The sequence below is a fragment of the Terribacillus sp. JSM ZJ617 genome (assembly GCF_044383785.1).
Classification (GTDB): Bacteria; Bacillota; Bacilli; order Bacillales; family Amphibacillaceae; genus Terribacillus.
Genome location: NZ_JBISEQ010000001.1, coordinates 240614 through 258134, shown reverse-complemented (window position 1 = coordinate 258134; position 17521 = coordinate 240614). Strand labels below are relative to the sequence as shown.

Annotated in this window: 16 protein-coding genes; 7 read left to right on the top strand and 9 right to left on the bottom strand. The window is 41.6% G+C overall.

Going from position 1 to position 17521, the window contains the following annotated elements; translation table 11 throughout:
- The first annotated feature begins 99 nt into the window (after positions 1-99).
- A complete protein-coding gene (locus ACH6C1_RS01305; RefSeq protein ID WP_374073913.1) occupies positions 100-2154 on the top strand; it encodes a peptidoglycan D,D-transpeptidase FtsI family protein in 2055 nt (684 codons plus the stop codon).
- Positions 2155-2395: 241 nt separating this feature from the next.
- Positions 2396-3841 (top strand): DEAD/DEAH box helicase, encoded by a 1446-nt coding sequence (locus ACH6C1_RS01300; RefSeq protein WP_374073911.1) that lies wholly within the window; start codon positions 2396-2398, stop codon positions 3839-3841.
- A gap of 152 nt (positions 3842-3993) precedes the next feature.
- Here ACH6C1_RS01300 and ACH6C1_RS01295 read toward each other — a convergent pair whose 3' ends face one another.
- Positions 3994-5280, bottom strand: a complete 1287-nt coding sequence (locus ACH6C1_RS01295) for a glycosyltransferase family 2 protein (protein ID WP_366248171.1) — start codon at positions 5278-5280, stop codon at positions 3994-3996.
- 499 nt (positions 5281-5779) lie between these two features.
- Between ACH6C1_RS01295 and ACH6C1_RS01290 the strand changes: the two genes are divergently transcribed.
- The 3 genes from ACH6C1_RS01290 to ACH6C1_RS01280 all read left to right on the top strand — a co-directional run bounded on the left by ACH6C1_RS01290 (position 5780) and on the right by ACH6C1_RS01280 (position 7426).
- On the top strand, positions 5780-6001 hold the full coding sequence (locus tag ACH6C1_RS01290) for a hypothetical protein (RefSeq protein WP_366248172.1): 222 nt from the start codon (positions 5780-5782) through the stop codon (positions 5999-6001).
- A 218-nt stretch (positions 6002-6219) separates the two neighbouring features.
- Positions 6220-7272 (top strand): tetratricopeptide repeat protein, encoded by a 1053-nt coding sequence (locus tag ACH6C1_RS01285; protein WP_374073908.1) that lies wholly within the window; start codon positions 6220-6222, stop codon positions 7270-7272.
- 16 nt (positions 7273-7288) lie between these two features.
- Positions 7289-7426 (top strand): hypothetical protein, encoded by a 138-nt coding sequence (locus ACH6C1_RS01280; protein WP_176466457.1) that lies wholly within the window; start codon positions 7289-7291, stop codon positions 7424-7426.
- A gap of 97 nt (positions 7427-7523) precedes the next feature.
- On the opposite strand, the gene ACH6C1_RS01275 is transcribed toward ACH6C1_RS01280, so the two are convergent.
- On the bottom strand, positions 7524-8612 hold the full coding sequence (locus ACH6C1_RS01275; RefSeq protein WP_374073905.1) for an NAD(P)-dependent alcohol dehydrogenase: 1089 nt from the start codon (positions 8610-8612) through the stop codon (positions 7524-7526).
- A 162-nt stretch (positions 8613-8774) separates the two neighbouring features.
- Here ACH6C1_RS01275 and ACH6C1_RS01270 point away from each other — a divergent pair, with 162 nt between their 5' ends.
- On the top strand, positions 8775-9749 hold the full coding sequence (locus tag ACH6C1_RS01270; RefSeq protein WP_374073903.1) for a Gfo/Idh/MocA family protein: 975 nt from the start codon (positions 8775-8777) through the stop codon (positions 9747-9749).
- A 63-nt stretch (positions 9750-9812) separates the two neighbouring features.
- Here the strand turns inward: ACH6C1_RS01270 and wrbA are convergent, their stop codons facing one another.
- The 6 genes from wrbA to cstA all read right to left on the bottom strand — a co-directional run bounded on the left by wrbA (position 9813) and on the right by cstA (position 15864).
- On the bottom strand, positions 9813-10424 hold the full coding sequence (gene wrbA / locus ACH6C1_RS01265) for an NAD(P)H:quinone oxidoreductase (protein ID WP_366248175.1): 612 nt from the start codon (positions 10422-10424) through the stop codon (positions 9813-9815).
- A 147-nt stretch (positions 10425-10571) separates the two neighbouring features.
- Positions 10572-11171 (bottom strand): alpha/beta hydrolase, encoded by a 600-nt coding sequence (locus ACH6C1_RS01260; RefSeq protein ID WP_374073901.1) that lies wholly within the window; start codon positions 11169-11171, stop codon positions 10572-10574.
- The gene (locus ACH6C1_RS01255) at positions 11168-12115 is read right to left on the bottom strand and encodes a ring-cleaving dioxygenase (protein ID WP_374075531.1); all 948 of its coding nucleotides are present in this window, start codon (positions 12113-12115) and stop codon (positions 11168-11170) included. Before ACH6C1_RS01255 ends, ACH6C1_RS01260 begins: the two co-directional genes overlap by 4 nt.
- A gap of 144 nt (positions 12116-12259) precedes the next feature.
- Positions 12260-13195, bottom strand: coding sequence for a ring-cleaving dioxygenase (locus ACH6C1_RS01250; protein ID WP_374073899.1), 936 nt, complete (start codon positions 13193-13195; stop codon positions 12260-12262).
- A gap of 21 nt (positions 13196-13216) precedes the next feature.
- Positions 13217-13837: a nitroreductase family protein gene (locus tag ACH6C1_RS01245; RefSeq protein ID WP_366248177.1), complete on the bottom strand. Its 621-nt coding sequence runs from the start codon at positions 13835-13837 to the stop codon at positions 13217-13219.
- A gap of 233 nt (positions 13838-14070) precedes the next feature.
- Positions 14071-15864, bottom strand: coding sequence for a carbon starvation protein CstA (gene cstA, locus ACH6C1_RS01240; RefSeq protein WP_374073897.1), 1794 nt, complete (start codon positions 15862-15864; stop codon positions 14071-14073).
- Between the two features lie 305 nt (positions 15865-16169).
- Here cstA and ACH6C1_RS01235 point away from each other — a divergent pair, with 305 nt between their 5' ends.
- A complete protein-coding gene (locus ACH6C1_RS01235; protein ID WP_374073895.1) occupies positions 16170-16580 on the top strand; it encodes a YndM family protein in 411 nt (136 codons plus the stop codon).
- A gap of 329 nt (positions 16581-16909) precedes the next feature.
- On the opposite strand, the gene ACH6C1_RS01230 is transcribed toward ACH6C1_RS01235, so the two are convergent.
- Positions 16910-17500, bottom strand: coding sequence for a hypothetical protein (locus ACH6C1_RS01230; RefSeq protein WP_374073893.1), 591 nt, complete (start codon positions 17498-17500; stop codon positions 16910-16912).
- Positions 17501-17521 lie beyond the last annotated feature (21 nt).

Genomic DNA, 17521 nt, shown 5'->3' with positions numbered 1-17521 from the left:
ATGCTAGTTTATGCAAAAAGTACTTCAAACTATGGTGAAGCAATACAAGGCCAATGCTATAATGGAATCTATATGGAAAAAAAGGAGACGAAGAACAATATGACTAAAAAAAGGAAGAAAAGACGTGCACTGCTTCCTTTCCGTCTTAATATTTTATTCGGGATTGTTTTCCTGCTATTCTCTGCCTTAGTTCTGCAGCTTGGAGTTGTACAAATCATCAATGGCGAAGAACATCAGGCAGTGTTGGAAGAGACAACGAATGATATCGCTGAGATTTCAGTTCCGCGCGGTATGATATATGACAGTGGAGGAAATGTAATAGTAGGGAATGAACCAGTATATTCGATTACATACACCCCGCCAAAGAACGGAGACCCTGCTGACAAGCGGCTAGATATCGCCACCAAACTCGCCGGCATCATTAAAATGGAAGATAAATCCACAGAAAAAATCTCTGAGCGTGAATACAAGGAATATTGGTTCTTATTGAATACAGAAGAAGCGAATAAACGCATAACCGCTTCTGAAAAAGCATCACTAGATGATACGGAAGTGTACGACACAACACTTAAGCGTATTACAGAGAAAGATTATAAAGAGCTTGAAAATGATGAGAATGCGAAACAGATCATTGCCATCAAGCGTGAGCTGGATAGTGCGACCGAACTTGTTCCACATGTCATCAAGAACAAGGACGTAAGTGAAAGGGAATATGCGACGATTGCTGAGAATATGGGTGACATGTCCGGTATCAATGTGACAATCGATTGGATACGTCATTATCCGTATGACGGTTCTCTTCAAGGTATTCTTGGCAGTATCAAGACTGGTATCCCAGAAGGAGAAAAGGATTATTATCAATCACGTAACTATCAATTGAACGACCGGATCGGCACAAGTGGTCTGGAGATGGAATATGAAAGCCTCCTGAAAGGTGACAAAAAACGCGTACGTTATGTAACGGATAATAATAACAACATTGTTTCCCAAGAAGTAATTTCTGAAGGACAGCGCGGTCAGGATCTTCAGTTATCTATCAATATGGATTTCCAAAAGGAATTGGATAAGATTGTACGGGATGAACTGAAGGGTGCTATCAATAGGCATCCGGGATTAAACCGTTACGTGGAAGATGCGATGGCAGTCATGCTCAACCCAAACACCGGCGAAATTTATGCTGCCAGCGGACAGCACTATAACCGGGAAAACAATAAGTATGAATCTGCCGATACGAACACTGTCTTTAGCGCGAACGCAGTCGGGTCAACTGTTAAGGGAGCGACCTTGCTTGCCGGTTATCAAGAGGGCGTCGTGAATATGGGAGATGTATTCATCGATAAAAAAATGAAAATTGCAGGTACAGAGCCCAAAGGATCTTATAAAGATATGGGTCCCACCTCTGACTTGCAGGCTTTACAGAAATCTTCCAACGTATATATGTTCAATATCGCACTGCGCCTAGGCGGCGAATACCATTACAAATACAACCAAAGTGTGTCATTTGATCCTGATTCTTTCCGGGTATTGCGCAACTATTATAATCAAGTGGGATTAGGTGTGGAAACCGGTATAGACTTGCCTTCTGAATCTACCGGTTACGTAGGGAACGCAGGTTTAGCTGGTAACCTGATGGACTTTTCGATAGGTCAGTATGACACGTATACCACCATGCAATTAGCTCAGTATATCTCAACGATCGCAAATGGGGGATACCGTATTAAGCCTCATTTCGTTAGTGAAATACATGATCCCTCTAATGAAAAAGACAAATTAGGTCCGCTAACAGAAACAGTGTCTCCCGAAGTACTGAACAAGATTACTGCAACTGATGAACAAATTGAACAAGTGAAGACTGGCTTTAAGAGGGTCTTCCAAACAACGGACGGTACTGCTTATCGTCATCTTACGGATAAGGCAAAAAGCTATAATATCGCTGGTAAGACAGGAACTGCACAAACAAGTAAAAATGGTACGGACTTGGAAAACTGGACATTGATCGGCTATGCAGATGCAGACAATCCTGAAATCGCATTCGCTATCGTAGTGCCAAACCTAGGCATTATCAGTGGCGGAAATCAGTATCCAATAACATATAATATTGCCAATCGTGCTCTTACGTACTACTACGAGCATACTGCGCCTGAAGAAGAATAGAAATCCAATTAAATTATATTAAAGGAATATCCTAGAACTCCAACAAAGTTTAGATATGTATGTAATTAGGGCATGTTGTCCGGTATCACCGGATACATGCCTTGAATACTTTTACAATCTAAAATAAAAACCGATATGCCCCTCACTTTTCAAGTATAATAAAGCCTATTCAGATAGTGCATATAATATTTGTTGGAAATAATACTATATATATGACGAAATCAAAAAACGAGGTTAAAAAATGAGTAAAAGTAGTTTTGCGGATTACCATGTAGGTGAAGAAATAAAAAGAGCACTAGATGTGTTAAAATACGAAACTCCAACAGAGGTTCAAAGTGAAGTCATTCCATTAGCATTGGAAAATAAAGATCTTCTCGTAAAAGCTCAAACAGGAAGCGGTAAGACTGCCTCCTTTGGTATTCCCGTCTCCGATATGGTGGCATGGGAGGAAAAGAAACCACAGGCCTTAGTCCTTACCCCAACTAGGGAGCTTGCGGTTCAAGTCCGTCAAGATATCACGAATATCGGTCGGTTTAAACGTATTAAAGCAGTAGCTGTTTATGGAAAAGAACCTTTTAAGAAGCAAAAGGATGAATTACAACAAAAAACACATGTAGTCGTTGGCACGCCTGGAAGGGTCATGGATCATATTGAACGCGAGACCTTAGTCTTGGATCAAATAAAGTATCTTATCATAGATGAAGCTGATGAAATGCTAAATAGAGGTTTCATTGATGAAGTGGAAGCGATCATTAAAAAGCTGCCTTCTAACCGAGTAACCATGGTTTTTTCTGCTACCTTCCCTAAAGATATTGAAAATCTTTGCCTTAAATATATGAAAGACCCTGCGCGTATTGAGATTGAATCTACCGGAGTCACAGCCGATACCATTGAACATTTATTAATCGAAGCAAAAGAAGAAGATAAGATTTCACTTCTCAAAGACGTCACAGTTGTAGAAAATCCAGACAGCTGCCTCATTTTCTGCCGAACGAAAGAACACGTAGATACTGTATATAATGAGCTGAGTGAAGCTGGTTATCCTTGTGAGAGGCTCCACGGGGGACTAGAACAAGAAGACCGTTTTGCTGTTATGGAAGGCTTCAAAACGGGAAAATTCCGATATCTGGTGGCAACCGATGTAGCTGCCCGAGGTATTGACATTGATAATGTGAAACTTGTCATCAACTATGACGTTCCGATGGAAAAAGAAGCTTATGTACACCGAACTGGAAGAACCGGCCGTGCCGGAAATAAAGGAAAAGCCATCACGTTCTCGACTCCTTATGAAGGAAGATTCATAAAAGCGATTGAAAGATACATCGGCTTTGACATACCTACTACAGAAGCTCCCGATCGCCTTGAGGTTGCTGAGGGAAAAGACGCTTTTGAAGAAAAACTCAGCAGCAAACGCATTGTAAGAAATAATAAAACAGCCCGAATTAATCAAGATATTATGAAGCTCCATTTCAATGGTGGTAAAAAGAAGAAAATTCGTGCTGTTGATTTTGTTGGAACGATCGCAAAAATCCCTGGAGTCTCAGCAGAAGATATCGGCATTATAACTATCCAGGATCAAATGTCATATGTCGATATTCTGAATGGAAAGGGCTCAATTGTCTTACAAGCCATGGAAAATACGACTATCAAAGGGAAAAAGTTAAGAGTGAGTAAAGCGATTAAATAGATTATAGAACGTAAATCCCCCTCCTTTTAAAGATAGAGGGGGATTTTTGCTTCCATTAGAATCCAATAACAAAATAAGACGAGTAGCAAGGTTAGCATTCAAGTTTGAGATATTAATTTAATCTACAGTACTGCTAAATGAACATTAACAAATCAAGATCGTTGGCGCAGGTCATCGAGCGATTTCACAACTGTATGCGGAATCGGCTTCCATTCAATTTTCTTGAACAACGCCACGATGGAGATTGGCAGATAGGTAAACAAAAAGAGCGGAAAAGTGAACAGATAAAAGATTTTCTTCCAGTTTGGACAACGGATTTTACTCCACTCCATTATGGTCGTAATAAGCCCAAGTACAAACAGCAATCCATAAATCCACAGAACCCCTAAAGCTCCGCCTATAAGATAGGTCTCAAACAGTCCTTTTCCTTCTAAGGATACTAGTAAAAGTATCAGTACATTACCGATAAGGCAGAGAATAGAAACAATCACTACAGGCAGCACCGTCATCATCATATCAAAGCATGAAAATCTATTGCCTTTTCCACGCAACATACCATAAGATAGCTCTTTACCGTATTTCATGAAGACCTGGTAAAATCCCTTAGCCCAACGCAAACGCTGTTTCCAGGATTGACTGAATGTTGAAGGCTGTTCGTCATAAAATACTGCGCTGCTGCAATATCCAATCTTTTCACCTTTAATAATCTGAGCGACTGTGAATTCGATGTCTTCTGTAAGAAGATGATGGACCCAGCCGCCATTTTCTTTAAAAACATCAGCATTCACTAAGAATCCGGTTCCTGAAACGGCACAACTTGTTTTAAGAAACATCCTTGGACGGTTAAGGAACTCTGCTTCATACAAAAACCAAAGTGCATATCCAGATGTAATCCAATTTTGATCATAGTTTTTGGAGTTCCTGTAGCTCGTTATAACCCTGTATCCTTTATTAAAGGTTCTGTTCATCTCAAGAATGTAATTCTCATCAAGAAGATTATCCGCATCAAATACAAAGTATCCATCGTAATTTTCAGATGAATAGTCCATTTCAATGATATTAAGTATATGCTTAAGCGCATATCCCTTCCCAACCAGCTTATCATTGAAGCGTTCCGCGACAATCGCTCCTGCTTCCCGGGCAATGTGGGCTGTATTATCCGTACAGTTGTCAGCAATGACGAAGATATCATATAACTCCTTAGGATAATTCTGGTTTTTTATACTTTCGATCAACTGTCCGATAACGAGCTCTTCATTTCGAGCCGGAATTAAGAAAGCGTATTTACGAAGAGGAACTTCTTTCTCACCTGATTCTTTGGTTTTTCTCGCTTTAAAGGCAACAATTATGTAGACTACTTTATAAACAAATACCAATGTAAATAATAATCCTATGAAGAAAATGAATTGACTTAAAATTTCCAACGTATCTTTGACCATAATACACCCCGCATCTTAGAATAATAGTCTGATAGTTTATTTCTTCATCCATTTCCATCTGATCTCTTTCATGACTCTAAACAAACTCATGTTATTTTAGTTTCCAAGGAAATATTCTAAAATAATTAATAGCGCAATCGCAGTATTTCACTTCTTTGTACCCTAATATAAATGTAACAAACATAGATTTTCTCTCAGCACGTTTCTTGTAAAGATTTGATTAATTAGGCTAACACAAAACGACGCCTTCCATAGGATAGGCGCCGAATCTTATAAGAACCTGTCTAAAAGCAGGTTTATCTGTTATAGAGATTTATATTTACATTAAAAAAATATAATATTTTCTTAAAGGAATAAATGCCTGATTTACTAAATCTTATTTATAAATTATGACAGCCTTCATAAATAATAGCATCCTGCTTTAGATGCCAGCTTATTTGATGGAATCCTGCTGCAAAGCTCATTATTTATATCATTACTTAAAGGAGAATTGAGATCAATGTACTTTATTTCCGGAATCATTTTTATTGCCATTTCAATTGTAATGTTCTTTTTCGTTGATTTGTTTTCTAGGGCTTTTCCGCATGAAGTAATGCTATCTGATGAAGATGTGATGCAAGGGTATTATCAAACCGGTTCCCTATGGTTTCCCATTATTGCTGGGATAATCGGCTTATTTTTCATTGTGCTGCATTTTCTGCTGCATGGAAAAACAAAATGATCACGTCTACACTAAAAGCCCTCCTAAGAAGGAGAGCTTTTTCTTTGTATATTTTAGATCATCAGCTCTGTCTCATTATTCTTTATTTCTGTTCCAGGATATGAAATACTTTAATCTTACTAATATCTCCTTCCAATCCCTAGTTTTCCAATTCAACAATCAACAAAAAATGGTAGAATTGTATCTGATAATAATATTTATAAAAGGAGCCTTTCACTATGGGACGCAATCTCCCGAATCACTTCGATATTGCGGCTTTGATGGATAATTGGTCTGTCAGTATTCAGCTTGATAAAAAAGGTACTGCTGCAACTATCCATCAAGAGCTTAGGAAACATATCAACGAGTTTGATGTCGAGACGCTTATCACATATCACCTCTTTGAGAGCCGCTATTATTTGATATTAAAAGACGCTTTAAATAGCGTTGTATCACTTGATAATGCAAAAGCACACCAAGACCACTTCCATGATACCCACCGATATTTCTTGCACTTAGCAGAAGGTATTCTTTTCTATGATGAAGGAGATTACCAAATTGCACTTCATTATTTTGAGAAAGCTGAGCATTACATCGAACACCTGGATGATCCTATAAGCATAGGTGAATTCCACCTTCGAAAAGCCATGACCTATTATTTTCTCGACATTACCAACCTGTCTGTTCTTCACACTGCAAGAGCTTCAAAAATATTCAAATCTACGAAAAGACTGGAATTCCTGCTTGCACGGACACACATGCTGCAGGGATTGAATTACATAGATCAGCTCAACTACGACTCAGCTGAAAAATCTCTTCTCAAAGCTTTAACAATTTTCGAGGAAAAAGAAAATCAAAATTTTATCTCTTCTACAAATCTTAATCTAGGTGTGCTTTATGTGAAGCGTGGTTTGCCGGCTATGGCAATTCCCTATCTTAATGCAGCATTGCAAGGAAAACAAAAACGAATTGAATTAAAAATCTTATTCTTATTAACTGATTGTTATTGGAAAACAAATCAACCTTCTAAAGCGATAGCATGCTATAAAGAAGGATTTCAAGCAAGCATTGAAGAAAATGATATGACAAAGAAATGGGAATTCGCAATGCTGCATAAAAAATATGAAGACAGGCTGAATTTTGAGATTGTCTGGCAGGAGGGGATAAATTATTTTCAAAGAGTAGAAGATAATTATAACGTCAGGCTTTTTTCGAAAGAACTAGCGCAATACTATGCAGATAACAATCAGCATGATCTTGCAATGAAATACTATCTGTTAACTCTTACATAAAAAGAGGAGGATTTGTTTGAAGAAGGTTATCTTTTCATTGGTACTGATAGGTACTATTGTTATAAGTAGCTTAGTCGGATATGCAAATCATCATAGAATTACAGAAAAGCCAACCGATCTTGGCAGTACAGTATTTCTCTTAAAGGATAAATAAACACTTTACGAAATTAAAGAACGGACATCATATGATACTGATGTCCGTTTCTCATTTGAGAACTTCTTTTTCCAGGAGGATACAAGGCTATCATTTCTTAGCTGATCTTCAAAACTGGCTTCAATGCAACTCCAGCCTTTGAATCAGCAAAGGCTTCGTTAATCTGGTCGAAATCATAGAACTTCACCAGTCTGTCGAATGGGAATAATCCCTTCTTGTAATAATCAATGAGTTTTGGAATGAACAGTTTCGGTACTGCGTCTCCTTCAATAACACCAATCATGGCTTTGCCTTCGGCCATAATGTCATTATGCACATCGATTTCCATTGTCGGCGTCACCCCTACGATAGCACCTACTCCAAGCGGGCGAAGTGCATGCAAGGACTGGCGGACAACTGGAGGTACACCCGTTGTATCAATTGCATAATTTGTACCGCCATTTGTAATAGCCTTGATTTCCTTAACTACATCAACCTTTGAACCATTGAATACATCTGTAGCGCCTAATTCCTTCGCCAGCTCCAATCTTCTGTCATGTACATCAACAGCAATGATTCGCTCGCAGCCAGCAATTTTGGCAGCCATGATAGCACTCAAGCCAACTGCTCCGCAGCCATAAATAGCGATTGTTGAACCGAATTCTGGTTTCAATTTATTCAGAACAGTACCACTGCCCGTTTGAATTCCACAGCCAAGCGGTCCGAGCAATGCTAGATCAACATCTTTGTCCACTTTCACGACATTACGCTCATTCACGATGGCATATGTACCAAAGGAGGATTGTCCGAAAAATGTAGAAACCTCGTGGTCATGCTGATGAAGTCGATGTGTATGATCCTCCATTTTGCCGTCAAAGTTCAATTCATTGAAACGCACACAAGCTGCTGGGTGTGCAGATAAGCAATTTTCACATTCTCCACAGGATGCGAACGACAAAACAACATGATCACCAGCTTCAAGATTGCGGACACCACTGCCTGTTTTCTCGATAACACCGGACCCTTCATGCCCCAGTACTACCGGAAAAGGTGATAACCCCGCATCCCTTGCAACTGCATCTGTATGACAAACACCAGAAGCCACGACTTTGATTAATACTTCATTTGCTTTTGGCTCCTGCAAATCCACTTCCTCGATCTTGAAATCTTCTCCTTGCGCATGTGTAACTGCAGCTATGATTTTCAAAAAAGTCACCCTAACCTCTCATCTAATTTCTTAATAAGGTCCTAAGAAATATGTTCGAACGTTACTCTAGTCAAAGATCTCTCTGCTATTTAACGCTGATATGGAGTAATATTGTCTTATAAGTGAAATAGTATACCGCCCTAGAGAGGATGTGGATGCAAGTTGATTAGATTCGGTGTTGTCGGAACAAATTGGATTACCGAGAGATTCATTGCAGCTGGCAGACAGCATGGGGATTTTAAAGTCACAGCTGTTTTTTCCAGATCGGAAGAAAAAGGACAAGCATTTACTAAGAAACATCAGCTTCAATTCGCCTTTACAAATATAAACGAGATGGCTAAACATGATGGAATAGACGCCGTCTACATAGCCAGTCCCAATGCCCTTCATGCGGAGCAAGCCTTATTGTTTATGGAGAGTGGCAAGCATGTTCTTTGCGAAAAGCCTTTTGCCTCCAACAGCACGGAAGTATCACAAATGATCCAAAAAGCAGAACAAGAAGGCGTCGTTCTCATGGAAGCTATGAAATCTACATTCATGCCCAACTTCCTTTCCGTCAAAGAACATCTGCATAAAATCGGCCCGGTACGATCTTACTTTTCTTCCAGCTGCCGGTACTCTGTATTCTATGACGATTTAAAAAACGGGTCGCTGCCAAACCTATTCAATCCAGCCTTGTCTGGAGGAGCTTTAATGGATCTTGGTGTTTACACTATCGCACCATTGGTTGCACTGTTTGGCAGACCAACATCAATCCAAACGACGGGCACCCTTTTGGAATCAGGCGTCGACGGACAAGGGCATATGCTGCTTGACTATGATGAAGTCAAAGCGAGTGTCATGTTCTCCTGCATCACGAACTCCTATCTTCCTACGGAAATCATCGGTGAAAAAGGTACGATTGTAGTTGACCATATCTCCAGTCCAAAAGGTGCAGAAATACATTATCCTGACGGAACGAGTGAAGACATTAGCAGACTGCAGGATTATGACCCGATGTGCTACGAAATAGCCGAGTTCATCCAGCTCATCCAAACGAATACGCTGCAGTCTTCGGTCAATACATGGGAAAATTCAATTATTACCATGGAAATACTTGATCAGGCGAGAAAACAGATGGGTGTACCAATTAACTGACTTAATTCGGTCTAACTAAAAAAGGACACTTCTCTGCGAGAAGTGTTCTATATAATACAGTTATTATTGATTTCCTTTCTTAACCCATTCCGCAACAGACACAGTACGTTTTGCCTGGTGCTTCACAGCTGCTTCTACATCTTCAATCATCTTACCGTCTTGACCCACTGTTACACTCGTACCATAAGGATTGCCTCCAGCTGCGAATAGAACTGGATCTGTGTAGCCTGGTGTTGCAATGATTGCACCCCAGTGCATCATGGATGTGTAAAGGGAAAGCAATGTTGCTTCTTGTCCGCCGTGCGGGTTTTGCGCAGATGTCATGGCGCTGACTACTTTGTTGATTGTTTTGCCGGTTGCCCATAGACCGCCTTGGAGATCAAGGAATTGCTTCATTTGGGATGGCATGTTACCGAAACGTGTTGGCACGCTGAATATAATTGCATCAGCCCATTCCAAATCAGCAGAAGACGCAACAGGTACGTCTTTTGTTGCTTCTGTTTGTGCTTTCCAAGCTGGGTTCGCATCAATGACAGATTGCGGTGCAAGTTCCTGCACTTGCAGTACTTTTACTTCTGCGCCTGCTTCTTTTGCTGCTTCTTCAGCCCATTTCGCCATTTGATAGTTCGTGCCACCCATGCTGTAATAAACTACTGCTAATTTTACGTTTTCCATTGTTTCATTCTCCTTTGTTTTTCCGAATAATTTATCTAAAAATCCCATTTGTGTTAGCACTCCTCATGTGTCATGTATTGCTTTCATGCTTGCTTAGAATCAACCCTATCTATTGATATACACTCGCGCTGTCAATTTTTTAACTGTTTAGTCAACATACCATTCGCGAGCTGCTTCCACTTCTGTGTTTGTTAGCTGATGTCCGTTGTTTTCCCAATGAAGCTGAACATCTGCATGTGCTTCTTCCAACAGCTTTACCAGTTCCGTTGATTCCGCCGGTGGACAGATTGGATCATTCGTCCCGGCGGTAATAAAGACTTTTTTGCCGGTTAGATCCGGAAGCTCGATCCCTCTTCTTGGCACCATAGGGTGATGGAGAATGGCACCTTTTAAGCTATTCTGATAATGGAACAGCAGGCTTGCAGCGATATTGGCGCCATTTGAGTAGCCGATTGCGATGACGTTATCCCGGTCGAAATCATATTCAGCCGCTGCTTCATCAAGGAACTTATTTAATTCCTCTGTACGGTATACAAGATCCTCCACATCAAAAATACCTTCCGCTAAACGCCTGAAAAAGCGCGGCATGCCATTTTCCAAGACGTTTCCCCGCACGCTCAGTACGGAAGCATCTCCATCGATTCTTCCCGCTAGCGGCAATAAATCTAATTCATTTCCGCCGGTTCCGTGCAGCAGCAGGAAGGTCGGCTTGGTGCTATCTTTTCCTTTATGATAAAAGTGCTTCATTGTTTATCTCCCTCCAAAACTCTAACTGTGATGTCCGGCAGTGTTTGTTCCAATTCATCACGTTTGGATTCAAACCAGGCTGGCAGCATCAGTTTTTCTCCCAGCTGTTCCGTTTGTTCATCCACGGAAAAGCCTGGCTGATCTGTCGCGATTTCGAAAAGGATACCGCCAGGTTCGTGGAAATATAATGCATTGAAATAATTTCGATCGGTTATCTCCGTCGGATAATGACCTTTCTCTTCCAAAAGCTCGCGCCACTTCTTCTGCTCTTCATCGCTTTTTGCGCGCCAGGCAATATGGTGAACAGTTCCAGCACCCATTAAGCCACGGGCTGTAGGTGTGAGCTGAATATCGAGGGTATTGCCAATGTCAGATTCAGCCCGGAATCGGAGATAATCCCCTTCCTGGCCGATGCAGGTCATCCCCAGAACGTTCTCCAGAATATCAGTTGTTTGATGAGGCGCCGCCGAATACAATGTCGCACCGGCAAATCCTTTTATCGCAACTGCTGATGTGATGCTGCCAAAGCTCCAGCTGTTCACTGGCCCCTGTATCCGTTCCACCAGCTCCAGGCGAAGACCGTCCGGATCAACAAAGTGCAGATACCTTTCGCCGAAGCGAACAGCAGATTCTGTCACTATCTCATATTGCTTCAGCCGCTGCTCCCAGAACGGAAGAGCTCCATCTGGGATGCTGTAGCTAGTTACGCCGACTTGCCCTTTCCCAATACGACCCTTGAGCTGTTTTGGCCACGGAAAGAATGTGATGATCGTACCGGGACTGCCTAGCTCATTTCCAAAATAGAGATGGTATACCTCCGGCCTGTCAAAGTTGATCGTTTTTTTCACGAGTCTTAAACCAAGAACACCTGCATAAAAATCAACTGTTCTTTGTGCGTCATTAACCATTGAGGTGATATGGTGGATTCCCGCTGTTTGAAGCATTTTTCTCAATCCTTCCTCCATGAGATAGCGACTTTTTTTGGCCATTCAGTAGATGATTTCGCCGATCTTACTAAAGATTTACCTGCTCATCTCTCCGCGATGCTCTCCCCTGTTGCTGGCACAAAACCACATGTTTCGCTGACATCAATCTAAAACTCTAACCTCGAATGGCAACACATTATTTTCGATCTTACTGCGATGCTGCTCATACTGCGCTGGCAGCATCAATTTCTCACCCATTGTTTCCTGTGATTCATCAATCGCAAATCCTGGAGGATCTGTTGCGATTTCGAATAAAATTTCACCGTGCTCCCGGAAGTAGATGGCATTGAAGTAGTTCCTATCTTGAACGCGTGTGACGCCATAGCCAAGTCCATCCACATACTCACTCCAATCCAGCTGATCCTGATCATCGCTTGCACGCCATGCAATGTGGTGAACAGTACCGACGCCCATTTGGCTTTTTCCGCTCGTTGTGAGTTTAATATCAATGATATTACCAATATCGCCTATAGCTTGGTAGCGGACATAATCACCCTCTTCTCCTACTTTCGCCAATCCCATTTGCTCGAGCAGCTCTGCTGTTGCACCAGGAGTCTTAGAGTAAAGTGTCGCCCCCCCGAATCCTTTGATCGCAACGTCAGGTGTCACACCACCAAACGTCCATGTATTCGTTTCGCCTGCTTCTCTTTCCACGATTTCTAAATGCAGTCCATGTACATCATCGAATTGTAAGTATTTCTCCCCGAAACGTTCTGCTTTCGTAAACGCAATTTTGAATTTTTCCAGTCTGTTCTCCCAGAAAGTCAATGCACCTTTTGGAACCACATAAGATGTGACGCCAACTTGACCGTCACCAATTCTCCCTTGATACGCATTCGGCCAAGGGAAGAAGGTGATTATCGTGCCGGGTTTACCGTTTTCATCTCCAAAGTAAAGATGGTATGTGCCCGGGTCATCGAAGTTCACAGTCTTTTTCACGAGACGAAGTCCTAATACACCAGCATAAAAATCAGTGTTTTCCTGTGGATGTCCTACAATTGCGGTTATATGGTGAATTCCTTGTGTTTGTTTTGTCATGTCTATTCACTCCCTATTTTTTTATTGATAACTAACAAATTCACTAGTCGGTCTGCGATATCCTCTTGGCTTTCTGCTTTCTGTTTTTTCTTTGCCGATGGTAATCATCAGCACGGCTTCATATTGATCAGGTATGTTTAGTTCCTCTTTAACTTTGACAGCGTCAAAGCCGATCATCGGACAAGTGTCCCAGCCTTTTTCCTTAGCCGCCAGCATGAACAGCATAGCGGAAAGGGACGCATTACGGATTGCTTCGTCCCGGTGAAATTCCTGCCCTCGTTCTTCATAGAAAGAAACAGTATCTGTCACCATAAGGTCATATTCTTGTTTATTGATGACACCTAATAAATTCAAGCCTTGATAAATGTCGGCTGCTTGCTCGAAGGCTTGTTTATCGCCTAGTACAAGTATCACTGCCGAAGAACTCTCAACCTTGTACTGTCCATTTGCTGCATCTTTCATTTTTTGTTTCTTTTCAGGATCTAAAACAACCACGTAATTCGTGTGCTGCAGGTTGAACGCTGATGGACCTAGCTTCACCACATTGAAGATCTCATCAAGTTCTTTTTTTGTAATCGGTTTGTCCGGGAGAAAGTTGCTTGCCGATCTCCGCTTATTTACTAACTCGATAAAATCTGCCATCTCTTCTTCATCTCCTCATTACCTCGAATTCGAGATATATGATTAAAAAAATATAATTTCATTTAATTCGAATTCGAGATATTAGGCTAAAAAAATATGAGCATTCTAGAAGAAGTTTTTTATCTCGAATTCGAGATAATTATATATCAGTTTAATTTATCCTGTCAACAGGTTATTCCCATTATTTTTTTTAAACGCAAAAGACCGGCACAATGCACCGGTCTTTCCCCCTTTTATACAGACTCTCTTCTTAGCGCTACATCCGGTCGATTCCAGTTCTGCATCCAATTGCGGATAGCTGTCACCATGATGACAAGTCCGAGGACAAGCATGATAATCGATAGGATACCGTTAAGCAGGTTGTAGCCAGCTGCTTCTGCATTCAAGTATACATTCGTTACCATCCAATACCCTGCGTAGTTGACCGTCACGTATAGATACGCGAGCGGGATTAGGCAGGTAAGCATATAGCGGCGTTTATCTGCGATCTTCAGTATGATGGTCGCTCCAATAATCAATCCGATGGAAGCCATCAGCTGGTTGGATACACCGAACAATGCCCAAACGGAGCTGATATCTCCGGAGAACAGCAGGTATCCCCACAAGAAGCAGGCGAGCGCACTGGCGAAAATATTACCTGGCAGCCAGTCGACACGTTTAAGCGGCTTGTAAAAGACACTGCCGAAATCCTGGATCAAGTAGCGCGCGACACGTGTACCGGAATCAATCGCTGTCAGAATGAACAATGCCTCGAACATGATCACAAATTGGAAGAAGAACGATGCCAAATTGTCGAACCAGGAGATGGATGTGAATATAAACGTCATCCCGACCGCCAACGTAACAGCTCCTCCTGTCCTTCCTTCCAGATCAAGTCCGATGGATTCGCTCAAACTCGCCAGGTTCACTGTACTCATATTGAGCGTCTGGAAAACAGCTGGAGTGGAGTTGATCGCAAAATAGTCTCCTGGATGAAGAGCTGTTGCTGCAATCAAGGCCATGATTCCGACTACACACTCTACAAGCATCGCGCCGAAACCGACCGGCTTGATGTCACTCCAGCGATTGATCATTTTAGGTGTTGTACCAGAACCTACAAAAGCGTGGAAGCCTGAGATTGCCCCGCAGGCAATCGTGATTGAGATGAACGGCCAAACGGGACCATTCATTACTGGTCCTCCACCACTGACGAACTCGGTGAATGCCGGCATCTGAATTGCTGGGTTTACAACGAATACCCCTAGAATCAATGCCAGGAATACCCCAATCTTCAAGAAACTGCTCAAATAATCACGCGGTGCCAGCAATAACCACACCGGCAATGCAGCAGCAAAGAATGCGTAAATCGGTAAAAGAATGGATAATGTCTTTACATCTAATGTTAAAAAGTCCCCTAGTGGCGTATCAACGATAAGCGGTCCGACAAATACGCCAGCCATGATCAGCGCGAAACCGACGATAGTAGCCAGCTTCAAATTACCAGTTTTACGATGATACAAACCGACAGCCATTGCAATCGGAATCGTGATACCAACCGAGAATGTCCCCCACGGATTCTCTTCCAGAGCATGCAATACAACCAAGGATAAGCCCGCCATCGTAATCGTGATAATGAATAGCATGGCAAGTCCTGTACAGAACCCGGCAACAGGTCCAAGCTCCCGTTTCGCAATTTCCGCAACCGACTCTCCCTTTTGCCGCATGGATGCAAACAAGACAACCATATCATGGACAGCTCCCCCGATAACTGCACCAATCAATAGCCATAACAAACCTGGCAAGTAACCGAACTGTGCTGCCAAAATCGGTCCAACAAGCGGACCTGCCGCAGCAATTGCCGCGAAATGGTGTCCGAATGACACCCATTTGTTTGTCGGCACATAATCCTTGCCATCCTCCAGCTCATGCGCTGGTGTTTTCTTTGAATCATCCAGCTTGAGCACCTTTACCGCCATGAATGTTCCATATAAGCGGTACACAATCATCAAAATACAAATCGACCCGATCACCATTGTAATCGCATTCATATTGTTCCGCCCCCTCAAAGCAGAAGTTATCTACTCCTCCACTATACGGGACAATCCAACTATTGATAGCGTTTACATTACAGAAAGCGTAAATCTTCGGATGAATTGCAGGATTGGAAGGCTGAAATGCAATAATCCCGCTGTGACACTATCTGCTTTTTACAGAATAAGAACCCAACTTGACAATAAAGTACCTTCAACCGAACCAGAAGATGCTATAGTCTGACATCATGGAAAAATACAAACGAATTGGTTTAACCCTCCACTCCAAATGGTATATAGATGAAAAAGAAGGAGTGATATAAATGAAACATGTGAAAGCACTTTTGATCAAATTCATCATGATTTTAGCTGTTTTATGGATTGTATTCACCCTTATGTTCGACGCAGAATTCAGTGATACACTGCTGATGAGTGTTGTGTTGACAGTCGCTGCGTATGTAATCGGTGACTTACTGATTCTAAGAAAAGCAGGTGATCGTGATAAGTCAGATGGCGATTTTAAAAAGCGAAATTCAATCGCTACGATCAGCGATGCTGTTCTGACTTTCATCGTTCTTTGGGCGTTAGGGGAAGCTTTATTGAATCCTGATGATAATGTTGTGTTGGCATCTTTGATTTCTACAGTGGTAATTGGCATTGCCGAATGGTTCTTCCATCGTTATGTCAATAATAAAGTGATCAGAGACCGCCATGCCCATACTGCTGCGTACTGACCTGTATTGTAGTGAAAATAGTTAGTAGAAGGAATCCCTGAGATCGGGGGTTCCTTTTTATTTCGATTGTAAAAAAAGAGAAGGGTAAAGGAGCTATGAAATATAGACTACCAAAAAGTTAATAGTCTTTAAATGATTTGTGCTTCCATTTAACTCGGAATGTCATGCTAAGTGTATGTGAAACTATATATACAATCTTCTATTTGTCACCGGGGCTTGGACGATATTAGCCTTAGGCCTTGTATTTGTACTTTCATCCCTGCAGTATATTACCGCTATTATTGTTCATGGAAAACAAAAGCACGGACAGAATGACTGCCCGTGCTTCTTCATGCTGTTTCATCGTGCCGTGCTTTTCTAATTCTTATAAGTACCATTTGCCATATCATTAGGAAAGTTAATCCCCAATAGTAAAATTGATTGAAACCAAATCCTGTATCTTGTGCAGGCCTTACTATATTCAACACCGTCAAAAAGAAGAGAAAGATTGCCAGACAGATAAGATCATAAATCAAATTTCTCCCCGCCAAAGCTCCGCCAATTACTAAAATAACGGCAACAGCAGCTAGCCAACTGCTTTGCATAAACCGCAGAGCGCTTATTTCCGGATAATAATGAGCTATTAGCCATAAAGTTATGATAGCAAAGGTAGCAATGCGCAGCCAAAGCGAAAAAACTTTCATCCCACTCCCCCTTACAATGCCGTTTTTGTTACCATACCAGAAAAAGGCAAGAAAGAGTAATAGACCTATACACAAGACAATGCCAGAGCTAAGAAGCAGAAACATGCGTACAAGGCTTTCTAAAAATTCTTCAAAGCTCGCGAACCAGTCACTAATGGAAGCCGCTACTTTCCCTATTCCATAATCCTCTTCTGTTATAGAAGCCTTCAGCAATACGAAATTATTTAATAAGTTCATAATCGCAGCCCCCTTCCCTGC